This is a genomic window from Halomonas gemina (genome assembly GCF_023554995.1).
Lineage (GTDB): Bacteria > Pseudomonadota > Gammaproteobacteria > Pseudomonadales > Halomonadaceae > Halomonas > Halomonas gemina.
Genome location: NZ_JAMJPK010000007.1, coordinates 176,012 through 191,173 on the forward strand (window position 1 = coordinate 176,012; position 15,162 = coordinate 191,173).

The 15,162-nt window shown below is 67.7% G+C and carries 16 protein-coding genes; 2 read left to right on the forward strand and 14 right to left on the reverse strand.

All coding sequences use genetic code 11. From position 1 onward, the window contains the following. Nucleotides 1-11: 11 nt before the first annotated feature. From M8009_RS15870 to M8009_RS15935, 14 genes are all read right to left on the reverse strand, one after another. Nucleotides 12-1,094, reverse strand: coding sequence for an amino acid ABC transporter permease (locus M8009_RS15870; protein ID WP_250063090.1), 1,083 nt, complete (start codon nucleotides 1,092-1,094; stop codon nucleotides 12-14). A 28-nt stretch (nucleotides 1,095-1,122) separates the two neighbouring features. Then, the gene (locus M8009_RS15875) at nucleotides 1,123-2,301 is read right to left on the reverse strand and encodes an amino acid ABC transporter permease (protein WP_250062966.1); all 1,179 of its coding nucleotides are present in this window, start codon (nucleotides 2,299-2,301) and stop codon (nucleotides 1,123-1,125) included. An 81-nt stretch (nucleotides 2,302-2,382) separates the two neighbouring features. Then, nucleotides 2,383-3,411 carry an amino acid ABC transporter substrate-binding protein gene (locus M8009_RS15880; RefSeq protein WP_250062968.1) on the reverse strand — a complete coding sequence of 343 codons (1,029 nt, stop codon included), beginning with the start codon at nucleotides 3,409-3,411 and terminating at the stop codon, nucleotides 2,383-2,385. Nucleotides 3,412-3,538: 127 nt separating this feature from the next. Beyond that, nucleotides 3,539-3,856 (reverse strand): carboxymuconolactone decarboxylase family protein, encoded by a 318-nt coding sequence (locus tag M8009_RS15885; RefSeq protein ID WP_250062970.1) that lies wholly within the window; start codon nucleotides 3,854-3,856, stop codon nucleotides 3,539-3,541. Between the two features lie 61 nt (nucleotides 3,857-3,917). Then, complete coding sequence (locus tag M8009_RS15890; protein ID WP_250063092.1) at nucleotides 3,918-4,304, reverse strand: SirB2 family protein; 387 nt, start codon at nucleotides 4,302-4,304, stop codon at nucleotides 3,918-3,920. Nucleotides 4,305-4,328: 24 nt separating this feature from the next. Continuing rightward, on the reverse strand, nucleotides 4,329-5,543 hold the full coding sequence (locus M8009_RS15895; protein WP_250062971.1) for an NnrS family protein: 1,215 nt from the start codon (nucleotides 5,541-5,543) through the stop codon (nucleotides 4,329-4,331). Nucleotides 5,544-5,638: 95 nt separating this feature from the next. Then, nucleotides 5,639-7,222, reverse strand: a complete 1,584-nt coding sequence (locus M8009_RS15900; RefSeq protein ID WP_250062973.1) for a cytochrome D1 domain-containing protein — start codon at nucleotides 7,220-7,222, stop codon at nucleotides 5,639-5,641. Beyond that, entirely contained in the window at nucleotides 7,219-8,067 is an 849-nt protein-coding gene (gene cobA, locus M8009_RS15905) for a uroporphyrinogen-III C-methyltransferase (protein WP_250062975.1), read from the reverse strand. The genes M8009_RS15900 and cobA overlap by 4 nt, the downstream gene beginning before the upstream one ends. A gap of 20 nt (nucleotides 8,068-8,087) precedes the next feature. Next, the gene (gene nirJ, locus M8009_RS15910; RefSeq protein ID WP_250062976.1) at nucleotides 8,088-9,290 is read right to left on the reverse strand and encodes a heme d1 biosynthesis radical SAM protein NirJ; all 1,203 of its coding nucleotides are present in this window, start codon (nucleotides 9,288-9,290) and stop codon (nucleotides 8,088-8,090) included. A gap of 18 nt (nucleotides 9,291-9,308) precedes the next feature. Next, entirely contained in the window at nucleotides 9,309-9,866 is a 558-nt protein-coding gene (ahbB, locus tag M8009_RS15915) for a siroheme decarboxylase subunit beta (RefSeq protein ID WP_250062978.1), read from the reverse strand. After that, nucleotides 9,841-10,299 carry an Lrp/AsnC family transcriptional regulator gene (locus tag M8009_RS15920; protein WP_250062980.1) on the reverse strand — a complete coding sequence of 153 codons (459 nt, stop codon included), beginning with the start codon at nucleotides 10,297-10,299 and terminating at the stop codon, nucleotides 9,841-9,843. The genes ahbB (M8009_RS15915) and M8009_RS15920 overlap by 26 nt, the downstream gene beginning before the upstream one ends. Then, nucleotides 10,296-10,829, reverse strand: coding sequence for a siroheme decarboxylase subunit beta (gene ahbB / locus M8009_RS15925; protein ID WP_250062982.1), 534 nt, complete (start codon nucleotides 10,827-10,829; stop codon nucleotides 10,296-10,298). The genes M8009_RS15920 and ahbB (M8009_RS15925) overlap by 4 nt, the downstream gene beginning before the upstream one ends. Beyond that, on the reverse strand, nucleotides 10,826-11,326 hold the full coding sequence (locus M8009_RS15930) for an AsnC family transcriptional regulator (RefSeq protein ID WP_250062984.1): 501 nt from the start codon (nucleotides 11,324-11,326) through the stop codon (nucleotides 10,826-10,828). The genes ahbB (M8009_RS15925) and M8009_RS15930 overlap by 4 nt, the downstream gene beginning before the upstream one ends. Before the next feature lie 57 nt (nucleotides 11,327-11,383). After that, nucleotides 11,384-13,114, reverse strand: coding sequence for a cytochrome D1 domain-containing protein (locus M8009_RS15935; protein ID WP_430886919.1), 1,731 nt, complete (start codon nucleotides 13,112-13,114; stop codon nucleotides 11,384-11,386). Nucleotides 13,115-13,476: 362 nt separating this feature from the next. On the opposite strand from M8009_RS15935, the gene M8009_RS15940 reads away from it, so the two are divergent. Together M8009_RS15940 and M8009_RS15945 are read left to right on the forward strand one after the other, a co-directional pair. After that, nucleotides 13,477-13,812 (forward strand): c-type cytochrome, encoded by a 336-nt coding sequence (locus M8009_RS15940; RefSeq protein WP_250062986.1) that lies wholly within the window; start codon nucleotides 13,477-13,479, stop codon nucleotides 13,810-13,812. A 7-nt stretch (nucleotides 13,813-13,819) separates the two neighbouring features. Beyond that, entirely contained in the window at nucleotides 13,820-15,028 is a 1,209-nt protein-coding gene (locus tag M8009_RS15945) for a cytochrome D1 domain-containing protein (RefSeq protein WP_284047865.1), read from the forward strand. Nucleotides 15,029-15,162 lie beyond the last annotated feature (134 nt).

Below are 15,162 nucleotides of genomic sequence, written 5' to 3' on the forward strand. Positions count from 1 at the left end.
GTTCGTTGTTGTCAGTTCCGGTGGCCGGTATGCAGGCGCCGTTCGATATACTGGCTGTAGCGCGACATGCTGAAGCAGAACACCCAGAACACCAGGGCGGCGAAGACATAGCCCTCGGTGGCGAACCCCAGCCAGTTGCTGTCGGTCAGGCCCGCACGGATGATCGCCAGCAGGTCGAAGAGCCCGATGATCAGCACCAGCGAGGTATCCTTGAACAGTGCGATGAAGGTATTGACGATCCCGGGAATGACCAGCTTGAGCGCCTGGGGCAAGACGATCAGCGCCATGCGATGCCAGTAGCCCATGCCCAGCGCCTTGGCGGCTTCCTCCTGCCCCCGGGGTATCGCCTGCAGCCCGCCGCGCACCACCTCGGCCATGTAGGCACTCCAGAAGAGCATGATGCCGACCAGGGCGCGCAGCAGCTTGTCGAACTCCACCTGGGTCGGCACGAACAACGGCAGCATCACCGAGGCCATGAAGAGCACGGTGATCAGCGGCACACCGCGCCAGAACTCGATGAATACCACGCTGAAGCCACGCACCAGCGGCATCTGCGAGCGCCGCCCCAGCGCCAGCACCACGCCGATGGGCAGCGAGCCGACGATCCCCACGATGGCAATGGTCAGGGTCAGCATCACGCCGCCCCAGTTGCGGGTCGGCACGTGTTCGAGGCCGAAGCTGCCGCCCACCAGCAGGAAGAAGGCCACCACCGGAAAGCCCACCAGGGCGAAAAACCCCACCCAGCGCTTGGCGGGCAGGCGCGGGATCGCCAGCCAGGCAATCAGCACCGCCAGAAGGACGAAGACCAGGTCCACCCGCCAGCGCTCGGCCGGGGGATAGAAGCCATAGACGATCGACTCGAAGCGGGCGCTGATGAACACCCAGCAGGCCCCCTCGCCGCTGCACGCCTCCCGGGAGTCGCCGAGCCAGTCGGCCTGGAATACCGCCCACTGCAGCGCCGGCCACAGCAGCCAGGCCAGCAGCGTCAGCGTCACCACGGTCACCGCGCCGTTGAGCGGCGTATTGAAGAGGTTGGCATGCAGCCAGCCGAGCAGGCCACGGCGCAGGTCGGGGGGCCGGCGCTCGGCGACCATCTCGGTCACGTTCGTGGTCGTTTCCATGTCACCGCTCCTTGAGCAGGGTGCGCGCGTTGTAGAGGTTCATCAGCGCGGACACCACCAGGTTAATCAGCAGGTAAACGGCCATGGTCATGGCGACGATCTCGATGGCCTGCCCGGTCTGGTTGAGCGCCGTGCCGGAGAACACCGCCACCAGGTCCGGGTAGCCGATCGCCGTGGCCAGCGAGGAGTTCTTGATCAGGTTGAGGTGCTGGCTGGTCAGCTGCGGCACGATCACCCGCATCGCCTGGGGAATCACCACCTTGCGCAGAATGATGCCAGCCGGCAGGCTCAGCGCCTTGGCCGCCTCCACCTGCCCCTGGGGCACCGACTGGATGCCCGAGCGCACGATCTCGGCAATGAAGGAGGCGGTGTAGATCGAGAGCGCCAGCCACAGGGCCATCAGCTCGGGAAGCACCGTCACGCCGCCCTGGAAGTTGAAGCCCTTGAGCTCGGGAATGGACCACTCCAGCGGCATGCCGGTGACCAGGAAGGTAGCAAGCGGCAGGCCGATCAGCAGCAGGGCGCCCAGCTTGAACACCGGCAACGCCTTGCCGGTCTGCGCCTGGCGGCGCCTTGCGAAGCGCACCAGGAGACCGGTGGCGATCACCGCCACCAGCAGCGCCCAAGGGGTAGCGGCGAAGCCGGCCAGCGGCTGAGGGTCGGGCAGCACCACGCCGCGCACGTTGAGAAAAGCCACCTCGAGCAGCGAATGGCTATTGCGCGGACTGGGCAGGGCCTGCAGCACGGCGAAGTACCAGAACAGGATCTGAACCAGCAGCGGGATGTTACGGAAGATCTCCACGTAGGCGGTGGCCAGTCGGGCCAGCAGCCAGTTGGGCGACAGCCGGGCGATGCCCACGGCGAAGCCGATCAGGGTCGCCGCCACGATGCCCATGGCCGAGACCAGCAGGGTATTGAGCAGCCCCACCACGAAGGTGCGGGCATAGGTGCTGTCGCCGGAGTATTCGATCAGGGTCTGGGGGATGGAGAAGCCGGCCCGGTCCTGGAGGAAGCCGAAGCCGGTGGTGATCCCCCGGGCCTCGAGGTTGGCCAGGGTATTCGACACCACCATGGCAATGAACGCCCCCAGCGCCAGCAGCAGGATGCCCTGCACCAGCAGGGCGCGAAAGCTGGGGTCACGCCATAGCGGCCCCCGCTCCCGTGAGGAAGAACGCAGCATATCGAGCCTCGCAGACGTACCCGAAACGGCACCACGCATGTCGCCATGCGTGGTGCCCGGTCATTGGACGTTCAGGGTGGGTCAGCGGACCGGCGGTGCGTAGAGGATGCCGCCCTCGTTCCACAGCGCGTTAACGCCGCGGCTGATCTGCATGGGGGAGTCCTCGCCCACGGTGCTGGCGAACACCTCGCCGTAGTTGCCTACGTGCTTGATGATGTTGTAGGCCCAGTCCTTGCCGATGCCCATATCCTCACCGTAGTTACCCTCGACGCCCAGCAGGCGGGCCACCTTGGGGTTGGGCGGGTCGGCCTTCATGTCGTCGACGTTGTCGCTGTTCACCTCGAGCTCCTCGGCATTGACCATGGCGAAGATCGACCACTTGACGATATCGAACCACTGGTCGTCGCCCTGGCGCACCACGGGGCCGAGCGGCTCCTTGGAGATCAGCGTCTCGAGGATCTCGACGCTGTCCGGTTCCGGCAGTTGCAGGCGCAGGGCGCTGAGCTGAGAGGTATCGGAGGTCAAAATGTCACAGCGGCCACTGGCGAAGCCCTGGGCGGTCTGGTCGGGGGTGTCGAAGGTGACGGTCTGGATCTCGATATTGCGCGACGGGAAGTAGTCGGCCAGGTTGAGCTCGTGGGTGGTGCCGGACTGGATGCAGATCGAGGCACCGTCGAACTGCTCGGGCCCCTCGATACCCAGGTCCTTGGCCACCATGAAGCCCTGGCCATCGTAGAAGGTGGTGGCGGTGAAGTTCATGCCCAGCGAATTGTCGCGGGTCGCGGTCCAGGTGGTGTTGCGCGAGAGGACGTCGATCTCGCCGGACTGCAGGGCGGTGAAGCGCTCCTTGGCGGTCAGCGGCGTGAAGGAGACCGCCTCAGGATCATCGAAGATGGCGGCGGCGATGCCACGGCAGGTCTCCACGTCCAGTCCCTGCCAGGTGCCGTTCTCGTCGGGCGAGGAGAAGCCGGAGAGGCCCACGTTGACGCCACAGCGCAGCTCGCCGCGCTCCTTCACCTCGTCCAGGGTGGCCGCCGAGGCGGACGAGACCATGCCGACACAGAGGGCAGCAGCAGAAAGAGAGAGCAGTGTCTTGTTGTTGTACCGCATGAAAGGACTCCAGGTTCTGTTATGTCGAGTATTGCTGATGCAGCAGCCTCGAAACTAGCAGACCCCGGAGTCTCGTCGCCAGCCGGCGATTAAACGCTTGTCCCAGTAGCCCTAGGGCCGCCGGGGGTCAGGATTCGGTGATGTCCTCGATCCAGGTCAGGGCCGCGACACCGCTGGGCAGGCCCAGTGTGGGGATGGCCAGCATGGCCACCTGCTTGAGGGACTCGGCGGATTCGCCCTCCTCCAGGCCGCGACGCACGTGGGAGTGCACGGCGCCCTCGGAGCGTGCGCCCACGGCCAGCGCCAGCTTGACCAGCCGGCGCGTGCGCGCGTCCAGCGGGCCGGACTCGGCACAGGCCCGGCCCAGCTCGGCGTAGGCCTCCCAGATCTCGGGGTAGTGCTCGGCCACCTGGCCGGCGCCGGCGGGAAGTTCCTGTTTCGACATGAGATCATCCTTCTGAAAAGAGTGGCCGGGACAGTATAGGCCAGCACGGCCGCCCCCTGCGTCACGCCAGCCAGGAGAGCGGGCTGTGGCGGATCGCCGCGCCCAGCATGTAGGCGAAGGTGGCCACCGCGGCCAGGGCGGTGACGGCTCTCGTCCGCGGCGTCCTGCCGCGCTTGATCGCCACCGTGCCCAGGCCGATATAGGCCAGCAGGGCGATCAGCTTGGCAGCCAGCCAGGGGTGCTGGTGGGGCCACAGCGAGAGCATCACCATCAGCACCACGCCCAGCACCAGCAGGGTGGTGTCGATGAGGTGTGGCGCCACCCTCACCCAGCGCGTCTGCAGCACCGCTGCCTCGCGCACCGACCACCAGGCCCTCAGCATGAAGAAGAGGATGCTCAGGCTGGCGGCGGTGACGTGCAGGTGCTTGATCAGCACATAGTGTTCGATCATGTCGCGCTCCCCAGCCCTTGACTAGCCGTCCTTGCCGTCGGCCCGGGCCGACAGCAGCGGCCCCGTATAGTGGAACAGGAAGATGACGTAGGCCAGGCACCAGAAGATGATGCCCAGGTTGTAGGTCCAGTGGGTGATCTGCGGAAAGAGCGCCAGTACCGGCGAGCGCAGCAGGGCCGCGGCCACCATCAGCCCCAGGGCCACCCCGATGCCCGGCAGGGTGCGGATGGGACGCGCCGTGTGGCCCAGCGAGACCCGCGACATCATCGCCAGCATCATGGTGCCCATGCCGCCGATGGTCAGGGCGTGCAGCGCGGCGTCGGCGCGGTTGCCGGCGAGCAGCGCCAGGGCCCACATGGCCAGGCCCACGGGGATGAAGGCGTAGCTCAGGTGCAGCCCCCAGAGCAGCGGCTCGCGCCAGCTGTGGAGCCCTCCCCAGCGCGACAGCCGCACGGCGTTGGCCAGGGCGGCCAGACCCATCAGGGTCGCCAGCAGGGCGTCGGGGACCGCCACGCCGAGCATCACCAGCAGCTGGCCCACCACCACCGCCATCACGCTGCCGAGGCTCAGGGTCTCCAGCGCCGGGATCGGCGGCCTGCGGGTCAGCCCCAGGCGGTTGGCGGTGAACATGGCGATCACCCGGCCGCCCACCACCACCATCAGCAGGGTGAACAGCAGCACCGCCAGGTAGGCGGCCTGACGGATCAGCTCGGCGTCGCCGGTCAATACCCCCAGGTGCATGGCCAGGTTGGCCAGCGTCAGCAGCCCCAGGGCCGGCAGGAAGACCAGGTTGCGCCAGCGCTTCGCGGCGATGACCAGCCGGGCCATCACTCCCGCCACAACCGGCAGGAACGCCATGTCGACCAGCACCGGCAGCCAGGCCGGCAGGCCCAGGGGAACGGCCATCAGTAGCCGCCCGGCCAGCCACACCCCGACCAGGACCAGCAGCGCCCCCCCCTTGAGGCTGGGCAGGCCGGTCCAGTTCTGTACCGCGGTAAGCAGGAAACCCGCCACCACGGAGGCGGCGAAGCCGAACAGCATCTCGTGCTGGTGCCAGAACACCAGGCCACCGAAGGGACGCAGCAGGACGTCGCCGTGCCAGAAGGCGAACCACACCCCCATGGAGAGCACGCTGAACAGCGCGGCCAGCAGGAAGAAGGGGCGGAAGGCGAGGCGCGCCACCGGCAGGCGCGACAGCGTGGAGGAGCGGAGGGAAGAGGAGGAGGTCGATTGCATGGCACCATACCCGACTGAAACGCTTGGTTATGGCCATTGTGCCCCACTCCCGGCACGCCTTCCATGACAGGTATCAATAATACTTCTTATGGAGATTAATGGCTGGTGCCCTCTTCGTACCGCGTCTTGTTCCAGACGTTGTACTTGCCGGAGGGCTTGCTCATGGGAATGCGCTTCTCCTCCTCCAGGGTGTCGCCGTCATAGACGATCACCGCGCCGTCCTCTTCCCAGAGGCTCAACAGCAGCTTCTCGCCATGGCGGTCGAACTCCACGTGGGCGGCGGTCTTGCCGGGCTCGGGAGTCAGCGTCTCGACGATCTCGAGGCTCGCCTTGTCGATCACGTGGACGCGGTCACGGTGGGGGCCGAAGAAGACGTCCACCCAGACATAGGGGGAGTTGGCATGACTGCGCATGAAGAAGCCGGGACCATCGGTCTCCAGGGTCTTGATCACCTCCCAGGTGGTCATGTCGATGATCGACACCGCCGCCCGGGTGAGATGGGGCGTGGCCATGACGCGGCGCCCCTCGTGCTCCCAGGTGATCCCCGAGCCGAGGTGGGGCATGCCTTCCAGCGGCAGGTCGGCGACCTTCTCGCCGCTGTCCAGGTTGACCACCATGCCGCCCTGGCCATCGCCCTGGCCGCCTCGGGAGGCGCCGATGACATGCGTATAGTCGAGGTCGAAGAAGAAGTCGTCCAGGTAGTCGGGCACCGGAATGCGCCGCACCTGGAAGTTGGGCGTGTCATGCCCGCGGCGCTGCTCGAGCGGGGTGGCCATATGGCCGGTGGAGACCACCGGCTCGGTGGGCAGCGGCCAGGGGATCTCCCACACCTCCTCGATATCCTTGAGGGCGGCGATGAAGCTGCCCCGCGGCGGCGCGGCATAGACGGCGCTGACCCGGGAGCTTTCGCCCTCCTCGCCCACCACCGGATAGACCTTCATCAGGTCGAGGTTGTGGGCATCGAACAGCACCAGGCTGTGGGGCAGGTAGTTGGCGGCCATCACGTAGCGGCCATCGGCGGAGACGGCGATGTTGCGCATGTTGATGCCGGCGCGGACCTCGGCCACCACCTCCATATTGTAGATGTCGTACTTGGTGATCCAGCCATCCCGGGAGCCGAAGAAGACGTAGCGTCCGTCGGGGGTGTACTTGGGCCCGCCGTGCAGGGCATAGCGGGTCTCGAAGCGGTGGATCGGCTCGAAGGTGTCGCCGTCGAGCAGGCTGGCGTGGTGGTCGCCTGTCTCCACCACGATGAACAGGTTGAGCGGGTCGGCGTCGAAAAGCGGCTCATCCGGCAGCGATCCATCGGGATGAATGACCTGGTGGCTGTCGAGGATCTCGTCGCGCCCCCAGGTGGGCTCCACTTCGGGCGCGCGGTAGAGCCACTCGGCCAGGGAGGCGATCTGGCCCTCGTCGAGCTGCTCGCCGAACGCCGGCATCTGGCTGGCCGGTCGACCGTCGCGGATCACCGCCTCGGCGGCCTGCGGCTTGAGCCGCGAGAGGTTGCCCGGCAGCAGCGCCGGGCCGATGCCGCCCAGGCGCTCCTCGCCATGACAGGAGGCGCACTGCGACTGATAGAGGGTGCGGATGTCGTCGGCACCGGCCGGCACCATGACCGTGACCAGCAGCGTCGCCGCAAGGGCCTGCAGGAACATCCGGAGGGGAAGGACGCGTTTCACAGGGCAATCCGCTCGCGCACCAGTTCCAGGGTCTCGCCCTCGGCGAAGATCGCCTCCTTGGGGGCCGGCTGGGCCAGGGTGTCGGCCAGGCGCACCACCTCGCCCACCACGATCAGGGTGGGCGGCCTGAGCCCCTCGCGCGCGATGGTCTCGACCAGCTCGCCCAGACAGGTGATCACCTGGCGCTGCTCGGGGGTGGTGCCCCGCTCCACCAAGGCCACCGGATGGTCCGCGGGCAGGCCGTGGTCCTGAAGCTTGCGGCTGATGAGTTCGGCATTGGCCAGCCCCATGTAGAAGACCGCCGTGTGATGGGGCACCGCCAGGGAGGTCCAGTCCAGGGCCAGGTCGCCGTCGCCCTTGCAGTGGCCGGTGACGAAAGTGACGCTCTGGGCATGGTCGCGATGGGTCAACGGGAAGCCGCCGTAGGCGGCACAGCCCTGGGCGGAGGTGATCCCCGGCACCACCCGGAAATGGATGCCATGCTCGACCAGCACCTCGGCCTCCTCGCCGCCGCGACCGAAGATGTAGGGATCGCCACCCTTGAGCCGTACGACCCGCTTGCCCTCCCCGGCCAGGCGCACCAGCAGGGCATTGGTCTCGTCCTGGGTCAGGGCATGGCAGCGCGAGGCCTTGCCCACGTAGAAGCGCCGGGCCCTGGGGCTCGCCAGGGCCAGCACCTCCCTGGAGACCAGGCGGTCGAAGACCAGGCAATCGGCCTGCTCGAGCAGCGACAGGGCCCGCAGGGTCAAGAGCCCCGGGTCGCCGGGCCCGGCACCAACGATGGCCACCTCGCCTGGGGCCAAGGGCGACTCGGCGAGATCATAGGAAACGCGACGTGACGGCATGGCGGAATTCCTCGCAAGCCTTACTGGATTTCGACGGCCTGGATGGCCTCATAGGGAGCGGAGATACGGCGCTCGCCCGCGTCGGCGACGCCGATCTCGCGGTTGGTCAGGTAGCAGCCGGGATCCTCTTCCCAGGGGTCACCGGAGACCTTCCAGGCCCGCACCCGGGTGTTGCCGTTGCAGATCGGCAGGAAATGGCACTCGCCGCAGCGCCCCTTGAGCGGCCGCGGGCGCTGGCGGAAGCCGACCATCAGCGGGTCCCGGGTGTCGCGCCAGATCGAGGAGAAGGGCCGCTCGCGGACGCTGCCCAGGTCGTGGTCCCACCAGAAGGTGTCGGGGTGGACGTGGCCCAGGTTGTCGATGTTGGCGATATGTTCGCCGGAGGCGTTGCCGCCCCAGTTGAGCAGCCGCCGCTCCAGGGCCTCGACCTGGTCGGGGAAGTGCTCGCGGGCCCACATCAGCAGGAAGGGGCCGTCAGCATCATTGTTGCCGGTGACGTACTCGCGCTCCACGCCGCGCTCGAGCTCCGCTCGGCAGTGGTCGAATAGCCGGGTCATGGCGTCGCGGGTCATCTGGTGCCAGGCGTCCTGCTTGCTGTGGCGCCGGCCGCGGCCACCGTAGTTGAGGTGCGAGAGGTAGAACTTGTCGACGTCGTGCTCGTCAAGCAGGGCCAGGATATCGCCGAGCTGCTCGTAGTTCTCGCGGGTCAGGGTGAAGCGCAGCCCCACCTTGATGCCGCGCGCCTTGCACAGCTTCACCGCATGCATGGACTCACGGAAGGCGCCCTTGCGCTGGCGGATGACGTCGTGGGTCTCCTCCAGACCGTCGATGCTGATGCCCACGTAGTCGTAGCCCACATCGGCGATCTCGTCGATGTTCTCCTCGGTGATCAGGGTGCCGTTGGTGGAGAGCCCGGTGTAGATCCCCAGCGCACGGGAGCGCCGCGACAGCTCGAAGATATCCGGGCGCATCAGCGGCTCGCCTCCGGAGAGGATCAGCGCCGGCACCCGGAAGGCGGCGAGGTCGTCGAGCACCGCATGGGCCTCGGCGGTGGAGAGCTCACCGGCGAAGTCGATGTCCGCGGAGGTGGTGTAGCAGTGCTTGCAGGTCAGGTTGCAGCGACGGATCAGGTTCCAGATCACCACCGGGCCGGGGGGCTTGCGCGCCGGAGGGATGGGACCCGGCTCCATCAATGTCTTGATATAGCGGGTGACGCGGAACATGGCGTTCTCCTGCCTTCGTTACTCTTGCGGGACGCGGCGCGCCAGGCGCAGACCGGTCTTCTTGAGGATGCGCGAGCTGTAGAGGATGCGGTGGTCACGACACGCCTCGCCCAGGCGCTCGCGCAGCACCGCCGCCTGGCGCTCGACCTCCTCCCGGCTGCAGCCGTGGAGCATGGCGAACAGGTTGTAGGGCCAGTGGGGGAGGTGACGCGGGCGGCGGTAGCAGTGGCTGACGCCCTCGATGGCGGCCACCTCGCGGCCCAGGCGGTCGATCTGGGCGTCGTCGACGTCCCACACCGTCATGCCGTTGGCCACGTAGCCGAGCCGGTAGTGGTTGGGCACCGCGGCGACCCGGCGGATCACCCCGCGCTCCTGCATCGCCCGCATGCGCTCGAGCACCGCCTCGCCGCTCATGCCCACCTCGCGGCCCACCGCCCCCCAGGGGTCGGGGACCAGCGGCAGGCCGGCCTGGGTGGCCAGCACGATGGCGCGGTCGGCGGCGTCGAGGCCCCGGGCATCGCGCTCGGGTACATCGCCATCCGGGTCCGGCCTAGACGGGCAGGTGGAGACGGACATGGAACTCCTCCTCCTTGGGCATGTTGTAGACCGGCAGGCCGGTGGCCGCCTCGATGCCGGCGATGGTCTCGGCGATGGCCTCGGGGGTCTCGGTGGCCAGCACGAACCACATGTTGAGGGCGTGCTCGCGGCGATAGTTGTGGGCCACCTCGGGGAAGGCGTTGACCGTATCAGTGACCCGCTCATAGTCGGCCTCGGGCACCGCCAGCGCTGCCAGGGTCAGGCCACCGCCCAGCCGCTCGGCGTGGTACATGGGACCGAAGCGGCTCAGCACACCGCCCTCGCGCAGGCGCTCGAGGCGATAGAGCAGGTCACCCTCGGCGATGCCCAACTCCCCGGCCACCGCTGCATAGGGGCGTGCCACCAGCGGCAGGCCGTCCTGCAGGCGGTTGATCAGGCGACGATCGACGGCGTCCAGGTCGTCGAGGGTCATGCCTCCCCCTCCCTCACGTAGCGGCCGCCACACTGGCGATAGGCGTGGGTGCTGAACAGCACCCGGTGCTCCAGCTCGCCCAGGCCCAAGCGTTCGACGATGGCGGCAAGCTCTGCCAGCACCCGCTCGCGACGGGCGCCGTGGATCATGCAGAAGAGGTTGTAGGGCCAGTCGGGGAGTTGCCGCGGACGGCGGTAGCAGAGCGTCACCGCGGTCTCCCGGGCGAGGCGACGGCCCACCAGGGCGACCCGCTCGTCCGGCACGTCCCACACCACCATGGCATTGGCCTGGATCCCCAGGCGGCGATGGCGCACCACCAGCCCGAGGCGCTTGATCAGCCCCTCGGCCTGCCAGCGGCGTACGCAGGCCATCACCTCATCCTCGGCGAGGCCGGCCTGCTCGGCCAGGGTGCGCCAGGGGCGCGGGGTGAGCGGCAGCCCCTGTTCCAGCAGGGCGCGCAGGCGGCGATGGGCATCCGGCTCGCCGGGCACGCGGGCGGTGTCGAGGGACAGCGGGGTCGCGGTGCTCATGTGCGCTCCAGTTCGGCCCAGGGAATGGGGAAGGAGAGGTCGATATGGAAGCCCTCCAGCATCGGCAGGCGCAGGATCGGCACGCCCAGGCGCGTCTCCAGGGCGTCGAGCCGCGCCTCGAGCTCGGGCTCGTCCGGCGCGGTCATCACGAACCAGAGGTTATAGTCATGTTCCCGAGCGTAGTTGTGGTTGACGCCGGGGGCGGCGTTGATGAGCTCTGCCAAGGCATCGCGCTCGGCCTCGGGCACGGCCACGGCGGCGAGCAGACTGGCGCCGGCCCTTGCATGGTCGAATACCGGCCCCACGCGGCTGAGCACGCCCAGCGCCTGCAGCCGCTCCAGCCGCGCGATCACCTCGGCCTCGGAGGTGCCCAGGCGCTCGGCCACGGTGTGGAAGGGGCGGGTACAGACCGGCAGGCCGCGCTGGTAGCTATCGACCAGGCGACGATCCAGGGTATCGAGCTCTTGAACTTGGCAGTACGGGGCTTGGCAATGCATCGGCACAGCTCACTTGCAGCGGGTGGCGGCGGGCTTGCGCCCGCCGCCGGCTCCCGATCAGTAGATGTCTTTCTGGGTGTTGATCACGTTGAACTTGCCGGTCGGGGTGACCAGACGCTCGTCCTTGATCACGTGCTTCAGCTCGCGTGTCTTGTCATCCACGATCACCAACGCGGAGGTCTCGTCCATGGTGTTCCAGACGGAGAACCACACCTCGTCGCCGGCCTTGTTGTACTCCGGCTGCACGACGCGCTTGACGCCCTCGCCCACGTCGGCCCACTCGGCGATCGGCAGCACCTCGTAGCCCGCCTCCAGGTCGTTGACATCGAAGACCGCCACGCTCTGGCTGGGTCCCTCACTGGGGTTGAGGGCGGTGTCGACATAGAGGTTGTCGGACTCCGGGTGGGTCTTGATGAACAGCGAGCCGCCGCCCTGGCCATCCAGGGTGCGCACCACCTGCCAGGCGTTGTCGGGGTGGCCTTCCGGATCGGTGCCGATCAGCTGGATGGAGGCGTCGCCCAGGTGGCTGGTGGCCCACACCGGGCCATGCTCGGGATCGACGAAGTTGGCACCGCGCCCCGGGTGGGGAATCTTGCCCACGTCGACGATGGCCTCGAGCTCACGCTCCTGGGCATCGATGACCACGATCTGGTTGGACTCGTTGGCCGCGGTGAGGAAGTAGCGGCCCGAGGCGTCCCAGCCGCCATCGTGCAGGAAGCGTGAGGTGTCGATCTCGACGGTGGAGAGAGCGTCCAGGTTCTCGTAGTTGACCAGCTGGACCTTGCCGGTCTCCTTGACGTTGACGATGAACTCCGGGTGCTGGTGGGAGGCCACGATGGCCGCCACGCGGGGCTCCGGGTGGTACTCCTGGGTGTCCACGGTCATGCCGCGGGTGCTGACGATCTTCTTCGGCTCCAGGGTCTCGCCGTCCATGATCACGTACTGGGGCGGCCAGTAGGCGCCGGCGATCGCCAGGTCATCCTCGTAGCCCTCGAACTTGGAGGTCTCGACGGAGCGTGCCTCCATGCCGATCTTGATGGTGGCGACGATCTGCGGCTCCTCCATCCACAGGTCGATCATGTCCACCTTGGCGTCGCGGCCGATGACGAACAGGTAGCGGCCCGAGGCGGACATGCGCGAGATGTGCACCGCATAGCCGGTGTCGAGGATCTTGACGATCTCCTTGGTGCCGCCGTCGATCAGGGCGATCTGGCCGGCGTCACGCAGGGTGACCGAGAACAGGTTCTCGATCTCCAGGTCGTTCATCTGTTCGGTGGGGCGATCCTCGGGGGCGACCTTCACCTCCCAGGTGTCCATCATCTCGGGCATGCCGAACTCGGGCGGCGTCGGCGGCTCGTGCATGATGTACTTGGCCATCAGCTCGACTTCGTCGTCGGTGAGGTCGCCCGAGGTGCCCCAGTTGGGCATGCCGGCCGCGGAGCCGTAGGTAATGAACGCCTTGAGGTACTCCAGGCCGCGCTCCTGGGTGATGTCGGTGGTCAGCGGCTTGCCGGTGGCCCCCTTGCGCAGCACGCCGTGGCAACCGGCGCAGCGCTGGAAGTAGATCTCCTTGGCCTTCTCGAACTCGGCCTCGGCCAGGTCCGGCGCCCCGGGGGTGCGCACCGCCTTGGCAGAAGCCGGATCCACGGCCGACGCCGCGCCCTGGTAGGCGCTCTGGGACTCGTCGACGTCCTTGTGGCCATCCTGCGCCTGGGCCGCACTGATCCCCAGGGCGACGGTGGTCACCGCCACCGCCAGGGGCTTGAGATACCAGTCTTTTTTCATCATCGTTCCACCTCTGTCATGATCCTTGAATGCGCTGTCGCCAGGTCATGGGCGAGTCATTGTTGTCGTTCGCCGGATGGCCACCCGAAGCTGTACGGCCGATGACCTTCCTGCGCCAGAGATTGGCCCATAAACGCGTATAATTCATGCATCTTTAACGGGTCCCGCGCCGCTTTCCCCGCCAAGGTTGACCTGTGTCAAAGGGACTCCGGCCTACCTCCAAAGAGACATTGCGAGCCCCGAGGGATCATGCTTCATGGGCCCTGCAGGGCGATGCTTTGACACCCGTCAAGGCACGCCCGGCCGCCAGCGGTGACACTGCCACCAGCCACGACACCGGGCCCTGCCTGCCCCGAGGAGATGCCATGCCCCTGCCCGCCCCCCGCCACTTGCTGCTGGCGCTCTGCTGGTTACCGGTGGCCGCCCTGGCCGATGGCTCGCTCTCCGCCGAACGGGAGCAGGAGCTCGAGACCCTGCTCTACCAGGACTGCGGTTCCTGCCACGGCATGACGCTGCGCGGCGGCCTCGGCCCGGCGCTGCCCGAGTCACGCATGAACGCCTACAGCCGCGACGGCCTGGCCGCGCTGATCCTCAACGGCGTTGCCGGCACCGCCATGCCCGGCTGGGCCGGCCTGCTGACCGAGGAGGAGGCCCGCTGGCTCGCCGACCACCTTCAGAACGACAACCCCCTGGATGAGTAGATCGCCCATGGCCATGATTCCCCCAGCCCTTCGCACGCCCCTCGCCGCCGTCTCGTTGCTCGCCCTGCTGGCCGGCTGCCAGGCCACCCCACCTGCCGAATTGCGCGGCACCGGCGACCTGGGTGTGGTGGTGGAGCGTGCCACCGGCAGCCTGGCGGTGGTGGATACCAGCCACCACCGGATCCTCGAGCGGGTGGAGGGGCTGGGTGACCTGTCCCACGCCTCGGTGAAGTTCTCGCGCGACGCCCGCTACGCCTTCGTCTTCGGCCGCGACGGCGGGCTGAGCCGCGTCGACCTGCTCACCGGGGAGATCACCCACCGGGTGATGCAGTCGGGCAACAGCATCGGCGGCGCCATCTCCCAGGACGGCTCGCGGGTGGCGGTGGCCAACTACGAACCGGGTGGCGTGAAGATCTTCGACAGCGCAACCCTGGCGGAGGTAGCAGAGATCCCCGCCACCTACCGGAACGAGAAGGGCGAGGCGCAGCGCTCCAAGGTGGTGGGCCTGGTGGATGCCCCCGGCAACCGCTTCGTCTACAGCCTGTTCGAGGCCGGCGAGATCCACCTGGTCGACATGAACGGCGACACCCCCGAGGTGACGCGCTTCACCGATGTCGGCGAGGCGCCCTACGATGCCCTGATCGGCCCCGACGGGCGCTACTACATCGCCGGGCTGTTCGGCGAGGACGGCCTGGCGCTGCTCGACCTCTGGCACCCGGAGGCGGGGGTGCAGCGCATCCTGCCCGACTACGGACGCGGCGAGGAGCGCCTGCCGGTCTACAAGATGCCCCACCTGGAGGGCTGGGCGATGGCCGGCGGCGCGGCCTGGCTACCGGCAGTGGGTCGCCACGAGGTGCTGGTCGCCGATACCGACGACTGGTCGCTGGAGGAGCGCATTGCCGTCCATGGCCAGCCGATCTTCGTGATGTCTCGACCGGACCAGCGCCAGGTGTGGGTCAACTTCGCCCATCCCGACAACGACGTGGTGCAGGTGATCGACACCGAGCGCCGCGAGATCGTCGCCACCCTGGAACCGGGCGAGGCGGTGCTGCACATGGAGTTCACGCCCCGGGGCGAGCAGGTGTGGATCTCGGCCCGCGACAGCGACCGGGTGGTGGTCTACGACACCCGCACCCTGGAGGAGGTCGCTCGGCTTTCGAGCGAATCGCCCAGCGGCATCTTCTTTACCGACCGGGCGCACCGTATAGGACTATAGGAGCGCGTCAGGGCGGTCGACGTCACCCCGCCGCCAACCCTGCGACATTTTGCGTCAGCCCCGCGGGGTGACGGTGGTGACATTAAAGATGTATTTTACATACACCTTAAAAGACACCCCCTGACCGGAGACCT